16 protein-coding genes are annotated in these 25,713 nt (G+C 57.7%); 14 read left to right on the forward strand and 2 right to left on the reverse strand.

What is annotated here, in order from left to right:
• Positions 1 to 163: 163 nt before the first annotated feature.
• Positions 164 to 820 carry a hypothetical protein gene (locus ACQ5SP_RS03690; protein WP_430936563.1) on the reverse strand — a complete coding sequence of 219 codons (657 nt, stop codon included), beginning with the start codon at positions 818 to 820 and terminating at the stop codon, positions 164 to 166.
• Positions 821 to 1,033: 213 nt separating this feature from the next.
• Between ACQ5SP_RS03690 and ACQ5SP_RS03695 the strand changes: the two genes are divergently transcribed.
• From ACQ5SP_RS03695 to ACQ5SP_RS03715, 5 genes are all read left to right on the forward strand, one after another.
• Complete coding sequence (locus tag ACQ5SP_RS03695) at positions 1,034 to 1,837, forward strand: 3'-5' exonuclease (protein WP_430936565.1); 804 nt, start codon at positions 1,034 to 1,036, stop codon at positions 1,835 to 1,837.
• Positions 1,838 to 1,882: 45 nt separating this feature from the next.
• Entirely contained in the window at positions 1,883 to 3,259 is a 1,377-nt protein-coding gene (locus ACQ5SP_RS03700) for an SEL1-like repeat protein (RefSeq protein WP_430937169.1), read from the forward strand.
• 15 nt (positions 3,260 to 3,274) lie between these two features.
• Positions 3,275 to 3,796, forward strand: a complete 522-nt coding sequence (locus ACQ5SP_RS03705; RefSeq protein ID WP_430936567.1) for a hypothetical protein — start codon at positions 3,275 to 3,277, stop codon at positions 3,794 to 3,796.
• 86 nt (positions 3,797 to 3,882) lie between these two features.
• Complete coding sequence (locus ACQ5SP_RS03710; RefSeq protein ID WP_430936569.1) at positions 3,883 to 4,098, forward strand: helix-turn-helix transcriptional regulator; 216 nt, start codon at positions 3,883 to 3,885, stop codon at positions 4,096 to 4,098.
• Complete coding sequence (locus ACQ5SP_RS03715) at positions 4,095 to 6,470, forward strand: DUF3987 domain-containing protein (RefSeq protein WP_430936571.1); 2,376 nt, start codon at positions 4,095 to 4,097, stop codon at positions 6,468 to 6,470. Before ACQ5SP_RS03710 ends, ACQ5SP_RS03715 begins: the two co-directional genes overlap by 4 nt.
• Here ACQ5SP_RS03715 and ACQ5SP_RS03720 read toward each other — a convergent pair.
• On the reverse strand, positions 6,463 to 6,624 hold the full coding sequence (locus ACQ5SP_RS03720; RefSeq protein WP_430936572.1) for a hypothetical protein: 162 nt from the start codon (positions 6,622 to 6,624) through the stop codon (positions 6,463 to 6,465). The two genes, ACQ5SP_RS03715 and ACQ5SP_RS03720, sit on opposite strands and share 8 nt — an antisense overlap.
• A gap of 324 nt (positions 6,625 to 6,948) precedes the next feature.
• On the opposite strand from ACQ5SP_RS03720, the gene ACQ5SP_RS03725 reads away from it, so the two are divergent.
• The 9 genes from ACQ5SP_RS03725 (at position 6,949) to ACQ5SP_RS03765 (ending at position 25,678) form a co-directional block, all read left to right on the forward strand.
• Positions 6,949 to 7,293, forward strand: a complete 345-nt coding sequence (locus tag ACQ5SP_RS03725) for a hypothetical protein (RefSeq protein WP_430936574.1) — start codon at positions 6,949 to 6,951, stop codon at positions 7,291 to 7,293.
• A 39-nt stretch (positions 7,294 to 7,332) separates the two neighbouring features.
• Positions 7,333 to 8,937, forward strand: a complete 1,605-nt coding sequence (locus tag ACQ5SP_RS03730) for a hypothetical protein (protein ID WP_430936576.1) — start codon at positions 7,333 to 7,335, stop codon at positions 8,935 to 8,937.
• 196 nt (positions 8,938 to 9,133) lie between these two features.
• Positions 9,134 to 10,246: a DNA cytosine methyltransferase gene (locus ACQ5SP_RS03735; RefSeq protein ID WP_430936578.1), complete on the forward strand. Its 1,113-nt coding sequence runs from the start codon at positions 9,134 to 9,136 to the stop codon at positions 10,244 to 10,246.
• A gap of 22 nt (positions 10,247 to 10,268) precedes the next feature.
• Positions 10,269 to 13,400, forward strand: a complete 3,132-nt coding sequence (drmD, locus tag ACQ5SP_RS03740) for a DISARM system SNF2-like helicase DrmD (RefSeq protein ID WP_430936580.1) — start codon at positions 10,269 to 10,271, stop codon at positions 13,398 to 13,400.
• Positions 13,397 to 17,749: an Eco57I restriction-modification methylase domain-containing protein gene (locus tag ACQ5SP_RS03745; RefSeq protein WP_430936582.1), complete on the forward strand. Its 4,353-nt coding sequence runs from the start codon at positions 13,397 to 13,399 to the stop codon at positions 17,747 to 17,749. The genes drmD and ACQ5SP_RS03745 overlap by 4 nt, the downstream gene beginning before the upstream one ends.
• A gap of 51 nt (positions 17,750 to 17,800) precedes the next feature.
• Positions 17,801 to 22,594, forward strand: a complete 4,794-nt coding sequence (drmA, locus tag ACQ5SP_RS03750; protein WP_430936584.1) for a DISARM system helicase DrmA — start codon at positions 17,801 to 17,803, stop codon at positions 22,592 to 22,594.
• Entirely contained in the window at positions 22,591 to 24,453 is a 1,863-nt protein-coding gene (gene drmB / locus ACQ5SP_RS03755; protein WP_430936586.1) for a DrmB family protein, read from the forward strand. The genes drmA and drmB overlap by 4 nt, the downstream gene beginning before the upstream one ends.
• Positions 24,450 to 25,205 (forward strand): DISARM system phospholipase D-like protein DrmC, encoded by a 756-nt coding sequence (gene drmC / locus ACQ5SP_RS03760; RefSeq protein ID WP_430936588.1) that lies wholly within the window; start codon positions 24,450 to 24,452, stop codon positions 25,203 to 25,205. Before drmB ends, drmC begins: the two co-directional genes overlap by 4 nt.
• On the forward strand, positions 25,202 to 25,678 hold the full coding sequence (locus tag ACQ5SP_RS03765) for a very short patch repair endonuclease (protein ID WP_430936590.1): 477 nt from the start codon (positions 25,202 to 25,204) through the stop codon (positions 25,676 to 25,678). The genes drmC and ACQ5SP_RS03765 overlap by 4 nt, the downstream gene beginning before the upstream one ends.
• The last annotated feature ends 35 nt before the right edge of the window (positions 25,679 to 25,713 follow it).

Below are 25,713 nucleotides of genomic sequence, written 5' to 3' on the forward strand. Positions count from 1 at the left end.
CGCCAACGCGGTCTGGAGTCAGCTTTTTTCAAGCCCGAAATCCAGACGGGTACGAGATGTCGGGTATCGAGCGGCCGCTATCCTCCCGACCGATCGTCCGGCCCATGTGCTCCGCTCGCGCCGGCCTGCCATCTCCGTTGCCGACGCAATTTTCTATCCGGTGTCAGAGTGCAGGCGTCGGATATGCTATGCCGCGGAAGCTCGGGAAGTCCGCGTAGCGTCTCTGACGTCGATCGGCCGGTTCGGATGGATCTTCGCCGGCTCCCAAGACCTTCCGGGACTCGCCGATCCAAGAGCCGATGCGTCTTTCCGGCTCCTCTCGCCAAGTGAGATTGAACGCTGCCAGCTTGGGGAAGAAGAAGACGGCATGGAAATCGAGATGGTCGTACATCCACCATGCCAGATCGAGAAAGTCGCGCCCCTGATCGTATTGGTCTGCGAACCAAGGGATCACGACCGAAGCACAGGCGCCCATACGCCCTCGGGCGTCTCGCTGATCCCAAATGTGTCCGGCCCTGTTCCGCTCGTTGGAGCCACAGCCCAGCCCGTGTTCATTGCCGAAGGCATTGACCTCGGGAGACCTGTAGGCGGAGCGTACGGCGATCGGACCGAAGGTTTCCACGAGTGGCTCCAACAGCTCTTCCGCCAGGCATTTGCCGGCTTTCAGCGCGAGATCAGGATCATCCGGGATATTGGGAATTCCATTGAAGCTGCCGATCTCTGAGTAAAGGAAATCTCGCATGAAGAAATGGCGCGATAGGCGTTCACGCCCGAGCGTTTCCAAGCCACGCACGCTGGCTGGTTTTCGCTTCTTGGCCATGTGGTCCTCCCTTGAATGAAAAGTGCCCGCAGTCGCTCTTGTATGAAGTTTACAACTCACAGGTATTCGACCATCATTAACCATCAGAAGTCGAGCCGTTGAGTGAGTTGTTTGGTCTACTGGGTCATACAATGGTGTCTACGAAGGTTCGATTTGATTTGTATGCGAATTTAGTAGCCTTAGGAATTATTTTGGTACGAGGAGAATAAGGCTGTGGTCGGTGACTTGGATAAAGACTGGGTCGTAATTGACACAGAGACAAGCGGTCTAAGGCGACCCATTCATGTGGTTGAAATTGCTGCCCAGCGTATGCACGGATGGGAGCCGGTCGGCGAACCATTTCGACGACTTCTTAATCATGAGGTTTCTATAGATCCCGGCGCCCAAAGAGTTCACGGATACACAGAAGAATTTCTGCGCCATGAGGGAATTTCACCAATTAAAGCGTACCAGGATTTCAAGGATTTTGTGGGCGTGCAGCCATTATGCTCATATAACTTAAACTTTGACTTGGATCGAGTTCTGATTCCAGAATGGAGGCGCCTTAACATTACTCCGATCGGACAAAGAGGAATTTGTTTTTTAAGACTTGCAAGGAGACTTATTAGGAGTTCGGAATCTGGAGATCATAAACTACAGACCCTTCGGCAGCATTTTGCTCTTCCAGATCATGGGGCACATTCCGCTCTGGGTGATGTAAATACAGTTATTGATCTAATAAGAAAATTCTTTAAGCCAAGGGTTGAGGCCCAAGGAATCGCTTCGTGGGGCGATTTGAATAATTTCATTGAAGGAGATTGGTGTCCGCCCATAATTCAATTTGGAAAATTTAAAGGACATGACTTTCGCGAGCCGGATCCAGAAATAAGTTCTTGGCTGAAATGGTTGGTGGAATCGGCTCAGAATCCAGAGATATCCAGGCAAGCCAAGTGGTATCTTGCAAGAATCGAAGAATTTTCAGTCGCTAAGCCGGCAAAGGTGAGAGTCGGTAGTCCCGAATTTAAAGAGCCGACGTAAAGAAATACAAGTAAGAATGAAACCCCTTCTGAAGAACAGCAAAAGATAACTTCTCTCAAGACGGCTGCGGCAAGGGGGGAGGTCGAAGCACAGCTAAGCCTTTCCTTGCGATATGAACGTGGAATTGATGTGCCCCAAGATGCTAAAATGGCAGAGTATTGGTTAGCTAGAGCTGCCGAAAATGATCATTCTGGAGCTCAGTGGAAACTGGCAAATAATTTACTTTTAAAAGGGGATGGTGATAAATTTGACAAGGCATTAATGCTCTTATTGAGGTCGGCTGTCAATGGCGAAAAGAGGGCCATTGCGAAGTTTCGCAAGCTACTACAGCGCGACATAGAAGAAAATAAATATTACATACCGACATTGGAAGAAGGGCATGAAGATGAGTTCAAATCTACTTCAGAAAATCATCGCGGCTATAAAAAACAAAAAAACTTGAGCGCTAGAAAGAAGACGATCCCACAAGGCACTGAAGCGCAATTCTCAGGAAGCGAAAATGTAGGTAAAAAATTTGATCCAAATGATAGAGAGATTAAATATTTGAAGCTTGTTCCAAAAGATATAGAAAAGGTATACTATTGGTATCGAGTCGGCTTTGGGTCAGATTCTAATTGTGAGATTCCAATTGACAAATTTGGAGAAATTGAGCAAGAGCGAGCCGCTCACCTTTACTCAAGGGCAATTAACGAGAAGAACGCAGAGTTTCAATTCCGTCTGGGAGCTCTGATCTGGTCCAGACGCAGCTCTGAGACTGATCGGAAAGTAGCAGGCGACCTTTTTGAAGCTGCGGCGAACCAGGGTCTAGCGGAAGCGCAATATCGAATTGCAAAGCTATTTGATCACGGTCTTTTTGGGCGCCAAAGTGATGAAGACGCTGCCTATTGGTATGGCAAGGCTGCCGCCCAAGGTGTTTGTGACGCTCAATATCGACTTGCGCAATTCTTTTTGAATGCCCGTGGTGTTGCGCGTGATCTTTCGGAGGCTCGGAGGTGGTGTGCTTTGGCTTCCAGGGAGGGAGATAAGCGAGCAAAAAAACTTTTACTAAAGATTGATTCAATATCGGACTCAGAACTTTTGGAGCGCAGTAGGGGATATCAAGAAGACTTGGATGGAATGACAGAGAGACTTCAGAATTTTCTTGAGGTAAAGGTTTCTGCGGAGGGTGGTGATGGAAGGTCACAGTTTATTCTAGGGGGGATATTTGAAGAAGGAGTTTTTGTCAAAAAAAATCTTTTTGAGGCCGCAAAATGGTATAGGGAAGCAAAAAAGAATAAGATTCGTAATGCTGAGGGTGCTTTGGAGAGAGTCGATTTTTTGATTTCTAAGGCTGCTGACATGGATTCGGGTGCTCCTGAAATTGAAGATCAAGCATATTTAGAGAGTTATGATTTTTCTGACGATATTGATGGATTGGATTGAAAATTGACCGTCTAGATGGCAGACGACGAATCACATGAGCACGCGCCGGAAGACCGGCTGCCATCCGAGATCTTCGAGGCTATCGCTGCGTTGGACGAACCCGGCACGCAGGCCGAGTTGCTCGCGCGCCGTGCCGAAGCAATCCGAAAATTCCTCGAATTGTTGTTCAGGACCCCCGATGGCAATGCTTATTGGACACTATACGACGGGCTGGCGATCCAGGCTTGGAGAGACGGGCTTATTCCCCCAAAGAAAGCCCGAGGCCGGCTGCGGCCTCACCGAAACGAGGCCGTGATGAATTTCTACCGCAAGGCCGGCTTGCGTCACCTTTATAGAAAGTTGGGCGAGGAGGATCCGTCTTCGAGTGCGGAGGAGCGTATCACGCATATCGCGGAGCGTTACGGGCTGGATGCTGAGTGGCTCGTCAACGTGATCCGGTCCAGCAGGCACACCATCGCTGGCGCGGAGCACGATCGAACTGACGTTTGCGAGATCGTCGACATGTGGCTCGAATGGTCGGCGATGCGAACCAAATAGACCGAATTCAAGGTATTTGGCTCTGACGCCTGCGCCGTTCGGTTCTGTGATTTCTCTCTCCATCGCTTTCGATTGGAGAGAAAACCATGCGCTTCATCACCTTGCAGCAACTGCGGAACAAGATGGGCGGCCGTTCGCGCAACGCGATCTTCGCCGACATCGAGAGAGGCCTGCTCCCACCGCCCAAGAAATTCGGCGATGGGCCGGGCGCCAAGAACTACTGGAACGAGGCGGAGGTCGATCGCGCGCTCGAAACGCTCACGGCGTCGCAAGTCGCCATGGACGAGGGAGGAGACCGATGACCGATTTCGACGATCCGACCCCCGAGCTGGAGACCATACGCCAGTTTCTCGGGCACACGACCCGAGGTTGGGGAGAACGGGTCGGACACGACGACTTCGTGGTGGAGCTGTCGGCACTGGATCGGGGAAGACGCATCCAAAGATCCTTCGAAATGACCGAGGGCTGGGCCGAGGAGGCGGCCGCCTGGGCCTCCGAACGCAACCGAGAAGGCGCCAATCTTTACTGGGTTCCACAGCCAAAAGGAGCCGGCGCCCGGCACAGACATGCGAGAGATGCGGACATCCCGGCGTTTCTGACGTGCTTCCTGGATCAAGACGAAGAAGGCGCCGTGGCCGTGCACGATTTGGGCGTGGAGCCCTCGGTCGTCGTCAGGACCGGGACCACACCGCACGAGCGCCGTCACGTCTATTTCGACCTGTCGGAACCGCTCGGCGATCAGGAGCGCTGGCGGGCGCTTCAACGCGCTTTGGCGGCCTTTGGGAGGGGAGACCCCCAGTGCGTCAACCCGGCACGCCTGATGCGTCTGCCCGGTACCGTGAGCCACCCGTCGCCGACCAAGATCGAGCGCGGTTACGTCGCTGAATTGGTCGCCTGGTCGACCGGCACCGCCACCCTCCACGACGTCTCGGCGTTGGAAGAAGCGTTCGGATGCGACGATCGTCGTGAGACGTCGTCCAACGCGAGCGATGAGCGCACGACGGACGCGCGATCAAGCCCGCGCCGCGCCATCTTACGCCAGCTCAGCCTGGACCGCCGGCTCTTGGACCTTCTGACGACGCGTCGCAACACTCTCCCCGTCGGTTCCTACGCAACCTGGCGCAACATCGCCTTCGGCACGATCGACAAATATCGTGACACCGCCTTCGAAGAAGAGGCGCGGACGGCGTTCATCGATTTCTCGCTCAGATGGGAGAACGGCGAGACGGCGCGAAAGGAGATCGATCGGCTCTGGGCCAGCGAGGACGACGACAAACCCGCACGCATCGGCGCCGGTACGGCGATCATGGAGCTCGAGAAATTACCGCCTCTCGGTCCACCACCCGATCCGGACGGCGGTCACGCCATGGTGGCGGAGGACGACTCCCCAGCCACCGAGATCGCCTTCACCGGTCTCGCCAAGAGGCTGCACGAGGCGCTGGAGCGGGCGACGGACCGGCGGGCGGGGGAGGTTCACCTCGGTGGTGTCCTAGCCGCCTTGAGTGCCCTGGCCGGCCCCTCGGCGGTCATCCGAAACGGTGTCATGGGGCCCTGCTGCACGAACCTCTACGTTCTCGCGCTCGCTCGGACCGCATACGGCAAGGAGGCGATCCGCACCCTCTTGGCATCGTTGCTGGACGAGGTGGGCCGCAGAGACGAAGTCTTCGACGGCTCTCCCTCCGACGTGTCGTTTCACGCCACGCTGTCGCGACAGGCGGGGCGTGCGACGCTCATGATCGACGAGGCCGGTATTCTGGCCAAGGCGATGAAATCTCACTCCCAGAGCTGGCAGAGGATGCTCATGTCGCTTCTGATGCAAGTTTACGGGCGTGGCCTGACGAGTCTGGAGGCCCGACGCTACAAGGACACCAAGAACGACATAGAGGCCGTCGAGCATCCGCGCCCCACGCTGATGCTCACCTCTACCATCAAGGACTTCACGGAGGGAACGAGCCAGGAGGACAGCTCCAGCGGCTTCTTCAACCGCCTCACGGTCTTCGTCGATCGCGAACTGCCGGAGTTGAGGGGCCGCGATGACTTGCCGGACCGGCAGGCCGTCGTGGAGTTCTCGGAAGACGTGCAATCCGCGATCCGACGCTTGAAGGGCGTCGATCACGGCCCCTTCGTGCCAGGGCCCGTGCCGAAGATCGCCGTGTGGCTCTCGGATGACGCGCTCGAGCGGATGATCGACTTCAAGTTCGGTGAGGTCGAGGCGCGGATCCGTTCCGGGGATCTGGCGGCCGAGACCTGGGGCCGCGCCGTCGAAAACGCGCAGCGCATCGCGGGTCTGCTCGCCGTGTCGGATGCGCTCATGACCCCCGAGGCCTCGTTGGACCGCGTTCCGTGCGAGCGCCGACACGTCGATCTCGCCATCTCGATCATGCGCCGTGGGCTGATCCAGCTGGAAGAGATCGCGCGCAACGCCGGGCGGACCGGAGGCCAGCTCGACCGCGTAAAGGATCGGGTGCTCCAGGTCCTGGAGAAGGCGGGCGGCACGGCGACGCGGAACCACATAACTCGGCACGCCCTCCGAAACGTACCGGACGATCGAAGAAGCGGTGTCCTGAACGCGATGGTGGAGGACGGCGAAATCGAGCAGACCGTCGAGGCGATCTCCGGCAAGCCGGGGATCAAGCCGACCATGTATCGGCTTCCGCGCAAATGCGTCACGTGATGGCGAATACGAACCGGTGTTCTTCGAGCGTGATCCGGACGTGAGAGGTTTCGGTCAGGATGCATCCGGCGCGGTCGGTGACGTCTTCGACACGGCGAAAACACCCGCGTTTCTTGGTGTGGACCGTGATGCCGTCACCGACGGTTGGGGGCACCTCTCTGAGCGAGAAATCGGGTCAGAGAAAGGGCAGGGCGCGCCGCATGGATGGTGACGCATTCGTGGAAAACCGACATCGCGCGCCGTCACCCTGAAGGCCTGTGGACCTCCGAAGTCGCTCCTGTCGCTCGCCCACCACGGTCATCGGGAAATCAAGTCGTGGCGATTTCGAGAAAGGGCGGGGTGGCCAGATGGCGCCGTATGGTATATTATTGATTTGTAATGATTATGTGGAGTCCTTCGGACTTCGTGGGGACCCGAGTTAGAAGAGGGTGACTTGATAGATCGATGATATCCGAGAGGGTCGGAGGAGGTGCCGGACGTGGCCACACACGGGGGCAAGAGACAGGGAGCGGGGCGTAAGAAAGGCTCGCGCAACAAGACGACGATCGCGCGCATGTCGGCCGCCGAGGTCTTGGGTGTCGAAGACGTCGACGTGCTCGAACAGGAGGTGCACCGTCGAGGACACTCGCTTCTCCTCGAGATGGAGCGGCTCGTGCTCGACCCGACGCAGCCGGTGGGCGTAAGGATCATGGCGGCGCGCACGGCGCTGCCCTTCTTGTTGCCGCGGCGTGAGGCGCCGCAAGACGGCGCGCCGATGAGCGACGACCTGCTGACCGCGCTCGAGGCCGGCCGTGAAAGGGCCAGGCTTTCGAGCCACGGCTGAAGATTCACAGGCCAACGGTTCCCCGACTTGACATTCGATTTGAAGAAGAAGCTCTTCGATCTGTTCGCGCGACGCCGCGACGACGGACTGCACACGCAGGCTTTGGCTTGGCTGAGGCGTAATTGGTCGAAGGTCGATGCCCTCTTCAAGGACGAGCGACTGGGTGCCTACGTCTTCGAGCCCGTCGCCGAGCTCTGGCGCAGAACCGAGCCGGATACGGATTCCCGCATCCGACAGATCATCAGCCAGATAGCCATCGCCAACGCCGTGTTGGCCGGCCTGCCCGGAAGGCTAGGGGTCGGCGTGGTGGTCGCCATGGCGCTCGAGATGTACATGGCCGTCCAAATCGCACGCCATGTCGGTGTCAGGATCGAGCGGCCGGCCGACGTACTGAAGTATTTCGGCGCCGCGACGGCGGTCGCCTATACGGTACTCATCGGCTTCCGCCACGTCCTCGGCTTCTTCTTCTCTTTCTTCTCGATGGTCGGCTTCTTGCCCGCGACGGCATTGGCCGAGCTCTTCGCGACGAGCCTCATCGGCGTCGTGTTCTGGATCGGCTTCGTCGAAGTCAGAGAGAATGGCGCCTTCACCGTCCCGCGCAGGCTCTCCAAGACCGCCTGGAAGACGACCGGCGATCTGGTTCGATATCAGTGGGGGCTGGTGAAGCGTAGCTTTTCACCGAGCACCTATCTGGAGACCGGTCGACGGCTGAAGGACTGGTTCACCGGTGAGGGCGTTCCAGGCGCAGCGCGTTTGCGTGGTGACTTGTTCGTCAGTGTGGCCTTCGTTCATCTCCTGGCCGGTCGTGTCGACCAGTTGCAGGGGCCCTTGGGCGAGACCTTCATGCAGGCTCTGAGAGACACCAACGGCCATCTGGCAGAGGCCTCCGATCGCGAAATCGCGGAGATCCTCTCCGATAGGCTGGGTGGCGGCCTCGGCAGGATCGATCCCGACAAGCTACAGGGCATGGAAAGCCTCGTCAGGGGACGGATGTTCGAGCTGCTGGTCGAGCGGAGCGAAAGCTGGAACGGAGAGGGTTGGGAGGACCGGCCCCAGCAGGGCCGCTTGCACGAGGATTTCTCACACCCCGGTTCGGACATCGTGTTCACGGACTTGGAGACCGGAGAGACCATTGAGGTCCAGATCAAGGCGACCGCGGATGAGGGCTACATCGAAGAGACCCTGCTCAGGTATCCAGACACGCCGATCATCGTCACGTCCGAACTCGGCGAGGAGTTCGAAGCGGTCGACATGGTGCAGGCGAGCGTCGTGGGCAACGAGGGGCTGCGCCGGGTCACGGACGAGAACTTCGAAGAATTGCTGGAGCGTGTAACCCCGGCGAGCTCGGTCGACGTCGTGAGTGCCGCCGGTGTCGGCGGCGGCGCTGCACTCGTCTCGGCGATTTGGCCCTTCCTGGCAGCCTACATTCGCGGACGTATCGACGGTCAGCGTTTTCGGCATGCCGTGGAGACGATATTGCCCCGCAGTGGTTCGGCCTTCGCACGACGTCTGCTTCTGGCCGCAGCGATCGGACCCCTCTACGCCTGGTGGGTGTTGGCAACCAGTGTGATGCGGTTCGTGCCGGACGAAGAGACCGCCGGCGATGCGCCGCAGGTGAGCACGCGGCGCTTAGTGGTCGAGTGAAACGGGTGCCGTTACGGATGCGAACTCGCGGAATCCGCAATCAGGCCGATGGAGCGCCTGCCGGCGGCCACTGGCCGGAATGCGAACTGGTGTCAGTCAATGAGAGCGGATCCCGAAATTCCTGAAAAATCCGAGTGACCGAAGAGAGTTCGTGTCTTCTGCTGGACGCAAAACACGTCGATGTTAGGGTGGGATCATGAGCAGTGAAAAAGAACAAATCACGATTAATTCGCATGGCCTCGCATGTTCGTCTCGGGTCCGTGCGATCGATCTTTTTTGCGGCGCTGGCGGACTGACTCATGGACTCGAAGCTGCCGGCCTCGACGTTGCGTTCGGTGTCGATACGGACGCGCATTGCGCATACCCTTACGCTGCCAACAATCGTGCTGAATTTCGCCATATGTCCGTCGCCGATTTAGATGCGTCCGAGTGCCGTGAGGTATTGGCCGAAAAACCTTATTCGTTGATAGCGGGCTGTGCCCCCTGTCAAACCTTCTCGACTTACCAGCAGGGTCGTTACGGCCCATCGGACGAACGTTGGAACCTTTTGCAAGAGTTCGGGCGCCTCGTCGAAGTGGTCCAGCCGCATTTCGTTACCATGGAGAACGTCCCCCGGCTGTCCGATCAAGATGTATTCCACGAATTCGTGGAAAGACTACATGGGGCCGGGTATCGGTTCTGGTACGACGTCGTTAATTCGGCTGACTACGGCGTGCCACAGCAACGCAATCGGCTGGTTCTGCTCGCCTCTCAGTTGGGTCCCATCAAGCTTATCGGCCCTACGACTCCGGAGGGCAATCGCGTTACCGTTCGTGAGGCGATCGAGGAGCTGGAGCCGATAGAGGCGGGAGAAATCGCGGCGCGAGACAGAATGCATCAGGCGTCCAGGCTCTCCGAGTTGAACCTCGCACGCATCAAGGCCTCTCGTCCGGGCGGGACTTGGCGAGAGTGGCCGCCAGAGCTCGTCGCGAGTTGTCATACCAAGCCCACTGGAAAGACCTATCCAGGAGTTTACGGACGTATGGTCTGGGACGAGCCGGCTCCGACCATGACCACCCAATTCTACGGTTTCGGAAACGGTCGTTTCGGTCACCCGGAGCAAGATCGAGCGATATCTCTTCGCGAAGGCGCGATTCTTCAGAGTTTTCCGGAAACCTACGAATTCGTCGAGAAGTCTGCGCCTCTTCACATAAAGACAGTCGGTCGCTTGATCGGAAATGCCGTGCCGGTCAACCTCGGCAAGGCCATCGGCCAAAGTATTTATGAGCACGTGCAAGATTACGAAGCTGCGGAGGACAGCGCGGCCTGACCGAAATTTCGAGAAAGAGCGTATGAATTTGGAAATCGTTATCGGAGTTCCCGAACCGGGGCAACTCGTCGAAGTCAGAAGGCGGCTCTGGGTACTCGCGGATATCACCGCGTCTACGCCCTCCGGCGCAATTAGCGAGCCTCAGCATCGTGTTCGATTGGCGTCGATCGAGGACGACAGCCTCGGTGAAGAAATTGAGGTCATCTGGGAGATTGAACCCGGTGCCCGCATCCTGGAACGCGCTGGCCTTCCAAAGATCACCGGCCGAGACGATACGCGAACTCTGGAGGCATTTCTCGACGCCGTGCGTTGGGGGGCGGCGACCAGCGCCGATCGGAATTTCCTTCAAGCGCCGTTTCGGAGCGGGGTGAGCATCGAGGACTTCCAACTCGATCCCTTGGTTCGTGCGATCGATATGGCGCGGACAAACCTCCTCATCGCCGACGACGTGGGTCTCGGTAAAACGATCGAAGCCGGTTTGGTCATTCAGGAACTTTTGCTCCGCCACCGAGCGCGAACCGTTTTCGTCGTTTGTCCCGCATCGCTTCAAGAGAAGTGGCGGACGGAAATGCTCGAAAAGTTCGGTCTCGACTTCCGTATCGTGAATACCGAGTACGTGCGCTGGTTGCGTCGCGAACGCGGAATCCATGCAAACCCCTGGACGTCGTTTCCCAGGCTCATCGTATCGGTCGATTGGCTGAAGTCGGGCGAACCACTCCGAACGATGCGTGACGTCTTGCCAGTCAGCGCGACCCATCCTCGTAAGTTCGATTTATTGGTGGTCGACGAAGCGCACAACGTTGCTCCGGCGGCTTCGGCTCACTACGCGCTCGAAAGTCAAAGAACGAGGCTCATCCGGACGATCGCTCCGCACTTTCAGCACAAGCTCTTCCTGACCGCGACGCCGCACAACGGTTTCCCGGAGTCCTTCACGTCGCTTCTCGAGCTTCTGGACAATCAACGGTTCTCCCGCAGTGTCGTGCCCGACGAGCGCCAGCGTTCGCAGGTGATGATCCGTCGATTGAAGTCGCAGATCGTCGATAAAAACGGCGATCCGGTCTATCCGCAACGTGTCCTCAAAACGTTGCCGGTGCCGTTCACCGATGACGAGCGGTCGATCCATCGGCTGTTGGACGAGTATTGCAAAAGCAGAGAAAATACGGCCCGTGAGGCTGGAGCCCCAGGCACGAAGTTCGTAAACGAACTGCTCAAGAAACGTCTCTTTTCGTCGCCGGCGGCTTTGGCCTCGACGCTTGAAAAACATCACACGACCCTGACGAGCGGTGGGGCTAAGAAAATCGCGTCGAAACTCGACGAAAGGATCCTGCGAAAAGCCATCGCGAAAGCCGCTGAGGACTACGCGGACGACGGGTTGGTCGAAGCCGCTCAGGAGGAGGCGGTCGATCTTGCGACCAAGTCCAGCGCGCCTCTCTCCGCTCACGAGGTCCGACTTCTCGATCGCTTGCGGGATTGGGCGCAGGTCGCCGGCCGGAGACCCGACGCGAAGGCCCTGGCGATCGTCGATTGGATCGAGAAGAACCTCAAGACCGATGGAGAATGGAACGATCGTCGGGTCGTTCTCTTTACTGAGTACCGGACGACCCATCGCTGGCTTCAGGAAATTCTGTCGTCCCATGGTTATTCCGATCGTTTGGAGATCATTCACGGCGGTGTCGATCAAGAAGAGCGCGAGCGCGTCAAGGCGGCGTTCCAAGCGCATCCGAAAGACTCCGCGGTTCGCATATTGCTGGCCACCGATGCGGCGGCCGAGGGGATCGACCTTCAAAACCACTGCAACTGCCTGGTCCATGTCGAGATCCCATACAATCCAAATGTCATGGAACAGCGAAACGGCCGTATCGACCGCCACGGTCAGCGTTACGACGAGGTGCTGATTTGGCATCCGGTCGATGCCGAACCCGACGCGGCGAAATCGCTTGGGGGCCATGAGGCGGACATCATCCGCGCACTCGAAAAGCTCGACGCGATGCGTGCGGACATGGGGGCGGTGAACCCCGTGATCGCGCCGCAAATGGCTGGCCTAATCGAAGGCACGCGCCGCGAACTCGACACGCGCGCCGCCGAGGCCAGAGTGGAAAAACAGCGCCGCTTCGTGGGAGCCGAGCGCCAACTCAGGGAACGCGTCGAAAGACTCCACGAGCGTCTTTTGGAGACCCAACGCGACTTCCATCTGACGCCGGAAAGGGTGCGTTCCGCCGTCGAAACCGGCTTGGCACTGGCCGAAAAGCCCCCCTTGAAGCTGGTGGAGCTCCCGAATGCCCCGCCTGGGACCGTGTTCGAGATGCCGCCACTGACGGGGTCTTGGGCGCGCTGCCTCGAGGGGCTGCGCCACCCGCACACCGGTGTCATGCGACCGATCACCTTCGACCACGAGGTAGCCAAGTTCAGAGACGACGTCGTTCTCGTCCACCTCAATCACCGTTTGGTGCAGATGTGCCTCCAGCTGATGCGCGCCGAAGTTTGGGCGCACGAAGACACCAAGCGCCTGCATCGCGTCGACGTCCGAAAGCTTCCGGACGATGTCCTCGAGCGTCCGGCGGTGGTCGTGATCTCGCGCCTGGTCATCACGGGGGGAAACCATCATCGGCTTCACGAAGAGCTGACGGCCTCTGGCGGGTATTTGACCGAGACCGGATTCGCGCGGGAAAGACTCGTCACACGCGTCGATGAATGGCTCGAAAATGCGGAGCCGCTGACCGTTGGTGAATTGGGTATGGAAGCGTTAGCGACCAGGTTCGCAGCGAACGAGCCTTCGATCCGTCAAGCCATCGAGGCGCGGTCACGTGAACGTCTGCGTACGTTGGAGACGACGCTCCTCAACAAGAAAGACCAAGAAATCAAGAATATCACGACCGTCTTGGATGAACTCGCCGCTTCCATCGAAAAGGTGCTGGCCGAGGAAGACGAGCCCGAGCAGCTCTTGTTTGATTTCGACCAGTTCAAGGAAGAAGAACGTGCCCAGGTGCGTCGCGACTTCGCGGCCATTCGCGCCCGTCTCGGGCAGATCCCTGACGAGAAGCGGATCGAAACTGAGGCGATCGAGAGCCGATACGACGGGTTCTCGCCGCGCACCTTCCCCGTTGCCGTGATCTTCTTGGTCCCCGACTCGAAACTTTCCGAGGTATCCGGATGAAACCGACGTCCGTTCATTCAGAGTGGCTCTCTCTCATCGACGTCTCCGGCCCGTTCCTGGCCGAGCCGGTCTTGAACGAAGCCTTCCCTCAGGGCTTGGAGGGGCTCGAAAGCGACGTTCGACGTAGTCTTCGTCAGGCCTACGACGAATGGCGAGACGCGATCGACAACGAGGACCCGGACGCGGAGGCTTATCACGCGGCTTGGATCGATCTCGTTTTGAGAACTGGACTAGACTTTGATGACGACGTTCTGAAGACGTCCGACGCGTTGCCTGAAAACCTTCGTTTCGAGGTGCCTGAACACGGTCTTACGCTTCGCCCCGATATGGCCGTTGTCGATGACCAGCATGCCGACAAACCCCTTCTCTTGGTCGTGACCTACGACAGCCGCGTCGACCTTGATGACCCGGTGGCGGTCGATCGCTGGGCGACAAGCCCCGCCGAGCGCATGGTCGATCTCTGTCGCGGGACGGGCGTGCGTCTTGGGCTCCTGACGAACGGCGAACATTGGATGCTGGTCGATGCGGCCGTCGGAGGGGTGCCGAGTTTCGCGAGTTGGTACGCACGTCTCTGGGGTCAAGAGCCCAAGACCCTCCAATCTTTCGTCAATCTTCTAGGCATTCGACGCTTCTTCCTCGACCGCGAGGAACAGCTGCCGGCGCTTTTGGATCGTTCTCTCAAAATGCAGGACGAGGTGACCGACGCTCTCGGCGAGCAGGTCCGGCGTGCCGTAGAGGTCTTGATCCAAGCGTTGGATCGTGAGGATGCAAACCGAAATCGCGAATTGCTCGACGGCATCGAACCTAGCGAGCTCTACGAGGCCGGCCTGACGGTGATGATGCGGATCGTCTTTCTGCTGTCGGCCGAAGAACGCGGTCTGCTTCTTATGGGCGACGAGGGCTATGAGGCCAACTACGCCGTCTCGACGCTCAGAACGCAGCTACGGGAAAACACCGAGGAAATCCTGGAACGTCGTTGGGACGCCTGGTCACGGCTCTTGGCGATCTTCCGAGCGGTCTACGCCGGTATCGAGCACGAAAGCCTCAGGATGCCGGCGCTCGGCGGATCGCTTTTCGACCCCGACCGGTTCCCGTTCCTCGAAGGCCGAAAGCGGGGCTCGAACTGGCGAAACGATCAGGCCGCGCCTTTGCCGATCGACAACCGGACTGTGCTCTTGTTGCTCGAGGCCGTGCAGCTCTTCCAAGGACGTACTCTCTCTTACCGTGCGCTCGACGTCGAACAAATCGGCTACGTCTACGAAGGTCTCCTAGAGCGGACGGCGATCAAGGCCAAAGAAATCACGCTCGATCTCGACGCGACCAAGAAGTCCAAGAAGCCGTGGGTGACGCTCGAAGAGTTGGAAACGGCGGCGACGAGCGGTCGCGAAGCACTCGCGGCACTCCTTCAGGAAAGGACGGGCAGTTCGGCGAGCCGTGTCTCCAACGATTTGGCGAAACCCGTTGATGATGCGGACGGAAACAAGCTCCTGACCGCCTGTCACGCCGACGTCGCGCTCAAAGATCGCATTCGTCCCTATTTCCATCTCCTTAGAAGCGATCCTTGGGGCTATCCGCTGGTCTATCCGAAAAACACCTTCATGGTGACGACCGGGGCCGATCGACGCGAAACCGGGACCCACTACACCCCAAAATCGCTGACCGAAGCGATCGTCAAAGAAACGCTCGAACCGGTCGTATACGTCGGTCCCGCCGAGGGCGCGCCACGCGCCGACTGGCGCCTGAAATCTCCGGCCGAGCTTCTCGATCTCAAGATCTGCGATCCGGCGATGGGGTCGGGCGCCTTCTTGGTGCAAGTTTGCCGCTGGCTCGGTGAGCGCCTTGTCGAGGCCTGGGACGCGGCGGAGGCGGAACGTAAGGCGGTCACCCAGAATGGCCGTGTGGTCGACACGCTCGGCTCCGAGGAGCCGCTCGCCAAGGATGACGACGAACGTCTTTTGACGGCGAAGCGCTTGATCGCCGAGCGTTGCCTTTACGGAGTCGACCTCAACCCGCTCGCGGTCGAACTCGCGAAGCTTTCGATCTGGCTCGTTACGCTCGCCAAGGGGCGCCCCTTCGGGTTTCTGGATCACAACCTGAAGAGCGGGGACAGCCTGCTCGGTATCACCTCGCTCGAACAACTTCACACGCTCGAACTCGATCCCGGGCCGAATTCTTCCAAGAAGCTCTTCGCAGCGACGATCGACGAGGCGGTGGACGAGGCCATTCGTCTTCGGAGGGAGCTACGCGCGAAGCCGATTGTGGATATCCGCGACGTCGAAATCGCAGTGGATCTCGATCGTCGTGCACGAGAGGCTTTGGATCTGCCGATCCTGGTCGGGGATGCCATAATCGGAGACGCATTGGCGGAAGGTGGTGAAGGTGGTGATACGACGTCGCTTTCCTTGACAGTCGGCGAGGCCATGAAAGGCGATCCGACGTATATCGGACGGCTGCGTAACCAGGCCGGAGAAGGGCTCTCGACGGACCTCCCAGCCGGACGTCCATCGCGACGGCCGTTTCATTGGGTAGTAGAGTTTCCGGAGGTGTTTTCGGCTGAGAAGCGCGGGTTTGACGCTTTGGTCGGCAATCCACCGTTCTTAGGCGGTAAACGTATTGTCGGCGCAATGGGCTCGTCCTATCTCAATTTTTTGATTACTAGCCTGGGTAAGAAAACGCGGGGTTCCTCAGATCTTGTAGCTTTTTTCTTCTTGGCTTCATTCTTGGTCTGTCGAAATCTAGGTTGTATCGGCTTGATCGCCACCAAGTCTATTGCCGAGGGCGGAACTAAAAAGGTCGGTCTAGAGAATATAATATCTTTAGGCGGAGAGATTTATTCGGCCGTCCGTTCCGAGACTTGGCCTGGATCCGCGAATGTCGTGACTAGCCGAATTCAAATATGTAAAGGAAAATGGTCCGGAAAAAAGACCCTCAATGGTTCTGAGGTTGCCGTTATCACTGCAGGTTTGGATGAGCATGAAAGGTGGAAGCCAGTAAAACTTTCAACAAACAGCGGTCTAATCCAACAAGGAACGGCACCTCTTGGAAAGGGATTTTTCCTATCCGAAACTGACGCACAAGCATTCATTAGAAACAAACCAAAATACTCCCAAGTGATATTTCCCTATCTTTCCGGTCAAGACATAAACCGAGTTCCAAATCTATCTGGGAGCAGGTGGATAATCAATTTTTGGGATTGGGAGAAGGATCAAGCAAGATCATTCGCGCCGGAGCTATTCGAAATTCTAAAAGAAAAAGTTAGAGGAGAGCGCCTCAATATGAAAAGCATGGGAGGAGCTGCGGATACATTCTGGCGACATTTATGGTATAGATCAGAATTGTATCACGAGTTAGGGTATTGGGCATCCTTTAACACACATCCAGAAGGGTATGACCCCGACTCGCCAAAACTCGAGCATGCGATAGTGGTTGCCACTGCAGCTACGAAATATCCAAGTTTTTCTCTGGTTCCGAATATCTCAATCTTCTCGAACACGCTTTGCGTTGTAGCCAGCGAGAGCTACAGCCTTTTCGCCTGCCTATCGTCCGACATTCATGCCGTTTGGGCCTACGCGAACGGCTCCAGGCTTCATGAACGCCTTAGGTACACCCATGGGGATATATTCGAGACCTTCCCGTTTCCTAATGGCATCTTGGAAGGTAATCACGAGGAACTCGAAGACCTCGGGCGTACCTTCTTCGAAACGCGCCGCGACTACATGGTCGCCCAGGATAAGGGCATGACGTCCTTTTACAATGATTTCCACGATCCCTCTAAGACAACGCCCGAACTCGAAGAATGTCGGACACTTCAAGCAGAGATCAACGAGGCGGTGATCCGAGCTTACGGGTTCGAAGGCGTCGATCTCGACTACGACTTTCACGAAGTGGCCTACCTTCCCGAGGGCAAGAACCTTCGTCTCACGATGAGCGAGGTCGCGAGGGAGGACATGCTTTGCCGTTTGACCGCGCTCAACAAAGAACGCCACGAGGCCGAACCAGACGGCTCGATTTCAAAGAAGCATGCAGCGAAAAAAGCTACGTCGAAAGCCAGGAAACCCTCTCCAAAGAAAGAAACAGAAAGGTCCACCGCCGCGATTTCGGATTTTTTCGCCGAAGACGGGAGCGCCAACACCGAGAAGCTACGAGACGCGACGCCGGAGCCGCCAACGGAGCGGCTCTACAATTGGCTTTACGATCGGAACGGAACCTGGGTTGCAAGTAGAGATGCTGAGGCGGCGGTGGGGTTGTCGAAGGAGGAGTTCGAAGACGCCGTCCAGGCATTGATTGCCGATGACGATCTGTTAGTGCGAGAGGATGACGACGAGACTCTCCTTAGGGCCAAGGGCTGATCCGTGACGAAGCTCGTCCCATATAGCGATCTCGGGACGTCGGACCTAGTCGTGGATGCGATCTACGAGGGAGCACCGGGAGGCCTATTGTCCGGTGAGGCGATTTCGAAGGTATTGCCCGGTGTCGGGAACTTGGGTGGGTTTCGCGCGGCTGGCAGAGAATCGCGAAAGAAATTCGTTGTCCTCTACACTACTGGCAAGGACGCAGACTGGCCTGACCAATTCCATCCCGAGGTAGGAAGGTTTGTCTACTTCGGTGACAACAAATCTCCCGATCAGGAAATTCACGATACACGAGCCGGCGGCAACCGACTGCTTCGAGATGTCTTTCGAACCCTGCAAAGCGAACAGGCTCAGCGAGCTGCTATTCCCCCGTTTTTCGTCTTCGAGAGGCAGCCGACATCGACGAGTTCAAGGTCGGCTCGTTTCCTCGGCATGGCTGTTCCAGGGCATAAGGACACGCCCGCCGAAGAGGCTTTGGTCGAGCTGCAAGGAAAGCGGGATGGGCGCCAATTCCAGAACTACAAAGCGACCTTCACGGTGCTTGATGCGCAAGTCATCGCGCGCGCCTGGCTTCAAGATTTAGCGGCCGGAAACGCTTTGACGGAGAATGCACCAGCGGCCTGGATCGAGTGGGTCACAACCGGAAAGTACCGCCCACTCGTGACATCGGAGGGGTCGAGCGTGGCGAACACGGGCGATGCGCAACCGGGCAACAAGAGTGACGCAGATGGGCGAGGAGATCTGATGACAACCGAGACGACAGAGCCTAGCGTCGAAGCGAAAGAAAGCCGCAACGCCTGGGTCGTTCGAGCCGACCCTGGCGTGAATTCGGCACTGCGCTTCCCGAATTATTCTATCGCCTGGGTTTCGGTCGGCCCCCAAAGCGCCGTCAAAGAAAAGGATTGGATCATCGTTGTGGGCTCGGACGGAAAAGTCCGTGCCATCGGATCGGTGCTCAGAACGCGGTCACGCGACGAGATAACGACGGCCTATTTCGACAAGGTGCAAAACCTCGATGGCTCGAAATCCCTTGCCGGTGCCGGCCTCACTATGCCTGGGTCCGCTTCGATCTCTCGGCTGCAATGGAACGATTTCAGTGAGGCTGCGGAAAAGCTCACGGGGTCTTCTTACGACCGAACACCGCTCATTCAGGAAAAAACTCATACAAACGCGCAAGCCTACGTGCGAGAGCTCCTACAGCTTGCCGTCATGGACGACCTGCTCGGTCCGGCGAATGGCCCACATGAGCGCATCGTAGATATGGATGTTCGTGCTCGGTACCTTGTCGGCAAACTCGCTCCGCGACAACCGGGTGACGCTAAGACCGGCATCGAAGGGGTAGATGGTACGTCCTCGCCTGAGGATGAAGAAGAACCCGTGGATATGGAGATCCATAAGGGACGACACGATACAGGCGCCGAATTCGAAGGCGTTGCCGGCAAGGTCGACGCGGAAGCGGAGGCGGCGGACGAGATCGACGCTTCGAACAACCAGTCTCTGGTTCCGTCTAGTATCGGATTCACGTTCTGCGTCGATGGAGACGTCGACAAGATCGAACTCGACGCACGCTGGGGGCGCTACGAGCGCCTCTACGACCACGACCACACGAAGACTGTCAAACGTACAAAGCGGGATGCCGAAGGCAACGTACTCGAAACGAGAGAGGAGGAGGTAAACCTCAAGGTTTGGCAAAGGATACCTTGTGGGGGACGTCTTGTTCTCGATCTGGCCGAAGGGCCGTTTTCGAACCAGGTTCCGGACGCCGAAAACCCGGATGTAAAAATCAAGGGCTCTGTCAGTTCGAAGAACGCCAACGGTGACCGATTGATCACCGTCTTTTTGATCAATACCCAAGAAGATCCCCCGCAAAACAAAGACAGTGCGTGGATATTCCAGCCCGAGATCGTCGCTCGTGCGGGGCACGATTCAGAAGAAAAGTCAATTTTCCGCCGGCGTTTGGCTTTCGACGAAGCCGGAGACGACCCAGAACGCGACGCACTCGAAATGGTCTATCGTGATCACGTCGAATTCGGTGTCGGACACGGTGTATCCGTCCACTCCGAGACCTTGGCAGGTGATCCGCTGCGTGGTCACGAAGTGCGAACGGCCGTCATTCCGGAATACGAGGTTCCCGTCACGGAAACGCCTGGCTCGAAACAAGAAGATCGTCCAGCCATGCGTGAGATGGTCCAGAAAGGCCACCTCGACATGGAATCCCTCGCGGCAATGGGAAGGGCCGATCTCGCCGCCGTTCTCAAGGCACTCGCGGACGATTACGAGGCCTGGATTGGAGAGCAGACGGAGCGCATCGGGAAGGACGTCATAGGACACGATGCGCAAGCCGAACTCGCGATGGGAAAGTGTCGCGCGATCCTGGAGCGGTTGCGTGAAGGGATCGCCGTGCTGGCCGATCCGAGCGACGAGATGGCGCTGAGAGCCTTTCGCTTCGCGAACAGAGCCATGGCGCGTCAACGCGTCCATTCTCTATTTGCGCTTTCACAGCGCCGTGGTGAGGAAAAACCACTTGCCGAATTCGATATCCCGAAAAACCGGTCTTGGCGTCCGTTCCAGCTCGCCTTCGTTCTGCTGTCCCTGCCGGCGCTCGCCGACCCCGAGCATCGAGACCGGACGGAGCCACTCGACGCTGCTGCCGATCTCCTTTGGTTCCCGACAGGGGGAGGCAAGACCGAGGCCTATCTCGGCGTCGCGGCCTTCGCCATGGCGATCCGGCGCTTTCAAACCGGTCTTGGTGGTTACGATAGCTCTCGGGGTCTTGGCGTCGTCATGCGGTACACGCTGCGGCTATTGACGCTCCAGCAGTTCCAACGCGCGACGGCTCTCATTTGCGCTATGGAAGTTCTGCGACAAGAGGCGGCCGAGGCCGGAGACCACACCCTCGGCGAAACGCCTTTTACCATCGGGCTTTGGGTAGGCAACAAGGTCACCCCTGGTTCGACGACCGACAGTCACCAAATCATAGAGGCGCGTCGCGGGTCACAGCGGTCGGACTTCGGGGCGGCGACACCGGCTCAGCTGACGAGCTGTCCGTGGTGTGGCTCGGACGTTCTGGAAAAACGCGACATCGAAGTCGATAAGGATCGCAAACGGACGGCGATCTACTGCGGCGATAAAAAAGGGCGTTGCGTCTTTTCGAAGGGACGTTCCAGCCGCAAGGCGCACCCGGGTCTTCCCGTCGTCGTGGTCGACGAAGAAATCTATCATAGGCCGCCGTCCATGATGATCGCTACCGTCGATAAGTTCGCGCTCATGGCTTGGAGAGGTGAAGCGCGCACTTTGTTTGGACGAGCCGATACCGAATGTCCGCGGCACGGGCTTCTTTGGCCCGATGCGGACTGTACCGGGCGCCATACAAAGAAGGGATACCTAGCGGCAACGCAAGCGAAAACGATCTCCCCGATCCGTCCACCGGATCTGATCATTCAGGACGAATTCCATCTCATCAGTGGGCCCCTCGGCACGATGGTCGGTCTTTACGAAACGGCCATCGACGAGCTTTCGACCTGGAAAATCGACCAGGCCTCGGTAAAACCCAAGATCGTGGCCTCCACGGCAACCGTTCGAAAAGCGCCCGAGCAAGTGAACAACGTGTTCATGCGTCAAGTGTCGATCTTCCCGCCGTATGGGCTCGACGCTTCGGACAACTTCTTCTCGAAACAACGCTCGGTCACGGCAATACCGGGACGGCGCTACATCGGCGTCTGTGCGCCGGGAAGCTCACGACCGGCGATGCTTATCTTTGTCTATGCGGCCTTTCTGACCGCGTCGCAGGCGCTCTTCAATCGGTTCGGCCAGATCGCCGATCCATACATGACGGGTGTGGGGTATTTCAATTCGCTGCGGGAACTCGGCGGCATGCGTCGATTGGCGGAAGACGACGTCAACACGCGTTCCTACCGCGTCGGAATGAGCGATCTCGACCGACCAGGGCTCGCGCAGAGACGGGTCGGTAATGTCGATGAATTGACCTCGCGTGTCTCGAGCGGCGACATCCCCAAAAAGCTCGATCAACTCGAGGTGAAGTTCAAAGCGGAATACGATCCATCGATCGGCAAGTTCGTCACAAGATGGGAAAAAGACGAAACGCGGGCGATCGATATCGTTCTCGCGACGAATATGCTCTCGGTCGGCGTCGACGTGAACCGTTTGGGGCTTATGGTTGTCAACGGCCAGCCGAAAGGAACGGCGGAATACATTCAGGCAACAAGCCGGGTCGGACGTGCGTCACCGGGCCTCGTCTGCACGGTTCTCACCTGGGCGCGACCTCGCGACCTTTCTCACTACGAGACCTTCGAGCATTACCACGCGACTTTCTACAAACACGTCGAGGCGCAATCGGTGACGCCGTTCTCGCCGCGGGCATTGGACCGTGGACTGACAGGGGTTTTCGTCAGCCTTTTGAGGTCGACCAGCGATCCGCTCAATCCGAACGATGGTGCCGGCGCTTTGGACGCGGCCGTCATGCCAGATGTCGATCGATCGATAGCTCGCTTGGTGGATCGCGTTTGGAGTGTCTCACACGAGGCGAACGTCAAGGACCTCGCCGATAACGAACTGAAGGCACGGGTCGACCTTTGGAAATACGAAGCCGGCAAAGGCGGAAGAACGCTCAAATACGAAAAGCGTGGGGAAGGCAAAGCTACGGCGGTAGCGCTTCTGAAAAGGCCCGGAATCAAAGCTTGGGAAAAATTCACCGTACCGATGTCGATGCGCGAAGTCGAACCTGGTGTCCGATTGATCATGAATGCCGCGAAGGACGCGGCCCCTGGGGAAGACTGGTTACGTCCAGATCCGTCCGCTGATGACGCGGAGACTGAAGCATGACGTCGAATCGTATGCCCATCGGCGAAATTCGCCCGTCTCAACTTCTTTGGACTTACGGTCCCGGCGCGTTGATAGATCTGCCGAACCTGTCGGTCGTGACTCTCGGCTCCGATACTTGGGAAGAAGTCCGTTGCCAGCCGATCGAGGAGCCTCGGCTCTTGGATGCCGTGCGAAAGATATTGGGTCCGCAGATCGGAGCGTTGCGCATGCCTCCCTTCCTCATGCAGGAAAGGATCGATCCCTATTCTGCCGAGGCGTTGGTCGGGGTCCCCGTCAAACCATTTCCGAGATGGCTGCGATGCGTGGAATGTGGGCTTTTGTCTCCACTCGATGACGATTTGTTCCACCCAAAAGAAGATCGCTATCGCCCGGAGCGAACGAAGTTCGTCCACAAAGGCTGTACGGGGTCGAGGGGAAACAAGAAAGCCAGGGACGCCGACGCGGTGCCCGCACGCTTCCTTTTGGCCTGTCGGGCGGGCCATCTCGACGATTTCCCTTGGCACTACTTCGTCCACAACGGTCCTTCCGACTGCAAGGGAAATCTGCGCTTCTACGAGAGTGGGGCTTCTTTGCAGACCGAAAACCTTTGGGTGAAGTGCGACGGCTGCCTGGCCTCTCGCAGCATGGCCCAGGCGTTCGGACAAGTCGGCCAACAAAACCTTCCGAAATGCCGTGGGCGGCATCCGCATCTGGAGACGTTCGACGGTACGTGTTCCGAGAAGCCGCGCGCCGTCCTTCTTGGTGCCACGAACAGTTGGTTCCCTATCACCTTGTCTGCATTACACATTCCGGCACCCACGGGCTCGGCGCTAGACGTGGTCGAACACTTTTGGGACGACTTGGAAGGTGTGACTGAAAAAGCCGTTCTCGGTGTGGTTCTCCCGATGCTGAAGCGGCGGGAAGCGCATCCCGGCCTGTCGAAGTTTTCGCTGGATCAGATCTGGGATGCTATCGTCGCAAAGCGTGACGGAGCTGGTCATGACAATGTCGATATGGCCGATATCAAAGGGCCGGAATGGGAGGTTCTAATCGAGACGAAGCCTCGGAAGGACTGGCCGGATTTCATGGCCGAGCCGACCGCTGTGCCGGAAAGATACAAGGGACTAATCGCGAGTGTTTCGCTTATCGAACGTCTTCGGGAGGTCAACGCGCTCCTGGGGTTCACTCGTGTAGAAGCGCCCGAACACAGTGAAAAACCCGAAGATGCGCCTGTGCACGCTGCCCTAACCAAACGTTCGCCGGCTTGGGTGCCGGCGACACAAGTGCACGGAGAGGGGATCTTCATTCGTTTCGATGAGGAGGTTGTCGCGGCCTGGGAAGATCTGCCCTCGGTGAGAGCTCGAAACGACAGCCTGACTGCCGGGCATCGTGGTTGGCGCAACGCACGAAAACTCGATCCGGACGCAGCATATCCGGGAGCACGTTACGTTATGCTCCACTCGCTTTCTCACCTATTGATACGCGAGCTTGCTCTCGAGTGTGGCTACAATTCCGCCAGCATCCGAGAGCGGATTTATGCCGAGACGGCCTCCGGAGCTCCACAAGCCGGCATACTGATATACACCTCGGCTGCGGACTCCGATGGAACTCTGGGCGGCCTCGTTGATCTCGGTCGACCCGAAAACTTGGGCCGATTGCTCGATCAGGCGCTTGCTCGCGGGTCTATTTGTTCCTCCGATCCTCTATGTTCCGAGCACGATCCCAAAGAAGACCGCTCACTCCATGCGGCGGCGTGCCATGCCTGCTCGTTCGTTTCGGAGACCTCCTGCGAGAACGGTAACCGGTATATCGATCGGGCGTTCTTGGTGCCGACGCTCGACGCCACAAGTGCTGCGTTCTTTTGGAGAACGGATGCATGAACGAACTACTGGAGGCGGTCATAGGTCTTGTATCCAATACGCCTCCGGCGCGGGTCGAGCAATTTGCCGATAGGATCGCTCGTGGCATGAGTGTCGCGGACGCAACGACCGGCTGGGCGATATCTGTCGGTGCTCGGCAAAGGATCTCGCGGCTGGAGACCGCGGCCGCAAATGCCAAGGTGACGAATTCTATGTTGGCCGGTCTGCTTGTCGGCGCGGCGCACGCTTACCATCGAGAAAAGGCAGAAGAGGTTGTCGAACTAGTTTTGACGGGCCCATCGACGCCGATCGTCGCAACCCGGCGAACCGAGAGCGCTCTTCTTCAAGTGATCGACTCCGCCAATTCGTCGCTGTTCCTAACGAGCTTCGTCGCATATGACGTTGCGCCCGTTCTGCGGGCGTTGAAGTTGGCCATAAAGCGAGGCGTTGAGGTTGCGCTGGTTCTAGAGTCGAGCGAAAAACATGGAGGTGAAGTCAGCTTCGACGTTATCGGGAAAATGAGGTCGGCACTTCCCGGTGCACAAGTGTTCTTCTGGAAGGAAAAGGCGCCCGAGTTCACGGGCGGGAAAGTGCATGCGAAGGTTGCGGTTGCCGATCGAAAACTGTGCTTCGTGTCCAGTGCCAATTTGACCGGTCATGCATTCGAGAAGAATATCGAAGCGGGCGTGCTGATAGAGGGTGGAGATACACCTCGACGCCTCGAAGAACACTTGGAGGCTCTCGTCACAACACGAATAATTGCGAGTTCATGATGGATACAGTTCCACCGGAAATTCGTTCGAGGATTATGGGCGCTGTCCGGCAAAAGAACACCGGCCCAGAATTGATAATCAGGCAAGCACTCCACAAGCTTGGGCTTAGATACCGCGTAAATGTCTCCAAAATGCCGGGGCGTCCCGATATCGTTTTCCCCAAATTCAACGCGGCTGTCTTCGTCCATGGATGTTACTGGCACCGGCACGGATGCTATCGAAGCACAACGCCGAAAAGTAACACCGAGCATTGGTTGCGAAAATTCATCGCCAACCGCCAGCGCGACGCAAGAAAATCAAAATCTCTTCGTGACTCGGGTTGGCGTGTTTTGACGGTCTGGGAATGTGAATTCGTAGGGAAGTTCGCTCGGGCACCGGAGGCCGTCGCGAACGATGTGAAGGCATGGCTGGAGGGCGAGGACACGACTGGAGAAATTCCAGAGCGCCTAGGCGTTCGAGGAAAATTTTTATGAGGGATGAGGCCAGAGTTCAAGAACGGCCGAATGAT

Origin of the sequence: Rhodovulum sp. YNF3179, assembly GCF_050586465.1 — a bacterium.
GTDB lineage: Bacteria > Pseudomonadota > Alphaproteobacteria > Rhodobacterales > Rhodobacteraceae > CAJXYS01.

What these genes read in the sequence shown, in the direction of transcription:
- ACQ5SP_RS03690 (WP_430936563.1), bottom strand. Translation starts at nt 820, where the DNA reads ATGGCCAAGAAGCGAAAACCAGCCAGCGTGCGTGGCTTGGAAACGCTC.
- ACQ5SP_RS03705 (WP_430936567.1), top strand. Translation starts at nt 3,275, where the DNA reads ATGGCAGACGACGAATCACATGAGCACGCGCCGGAAGACCGGCTGCCA.
- ACQ5SP_RS03710 (WP_430936569.1), top strand. Translation starts at nt 3,883, where the DNA reads ATGCGCTTCATCACCTTGCAGCAACTGCGGAACAAGATGGGCGGCCGT.
- ACQ5SP_RS03715 (WP_430936571.1), top strand. Translation starts at nt 4,095, where the DNA reads ATGACCGATTTCGACGATCCGACCCCCGAGCTGGAGACCATACGCCAG.
- ACQ5SP_RS03735 (WP_430936578.1), top strand. Translation starts at nt 9,134, where the DNA reads ATGAGCAGTGAAAAAGAACAAATCACGATTAATTCGCATGGCCTCGCA.
- drmD (WP_430936580.1), top strand. Translation starts at nt 10,269, where the DNA reads ATGAATTTGGAAATCGTTATCGGAGTTCCCGAACCGGGGCAACTCGTC.
- ACQ5SP_RS03745 (WP_430936582.1), top strand. Translation starts at nt 13,397, where the DNA reads ATGAAACCGACGTCCGTTCATTCAGAGTGGCTCTCTCTCATCGACGTC.
- drmB (WP_430936586.1), top strand. Translation starts at nt 22,591, where the DNA reads ATGACGTCGAATCGTATGCCCATCGGCGAAATTCGCCCGTCTCAACTT.
- drmC (WP_430936588.1), top strand. Translation starts at nt 24,450, where the DNA reads ATGAACGAACTACTGGAGGCGGTCATAGGTCTTGTATCCAATACGCCT.
- ACQ5SP_RS03765 (WP_430936590.1), top strand. Translation starts at nt 25,202, where the DNA reads ATGATGGATACAGTTCCACCGGAAATTCGTTCGAGGATTATGGGCGCT.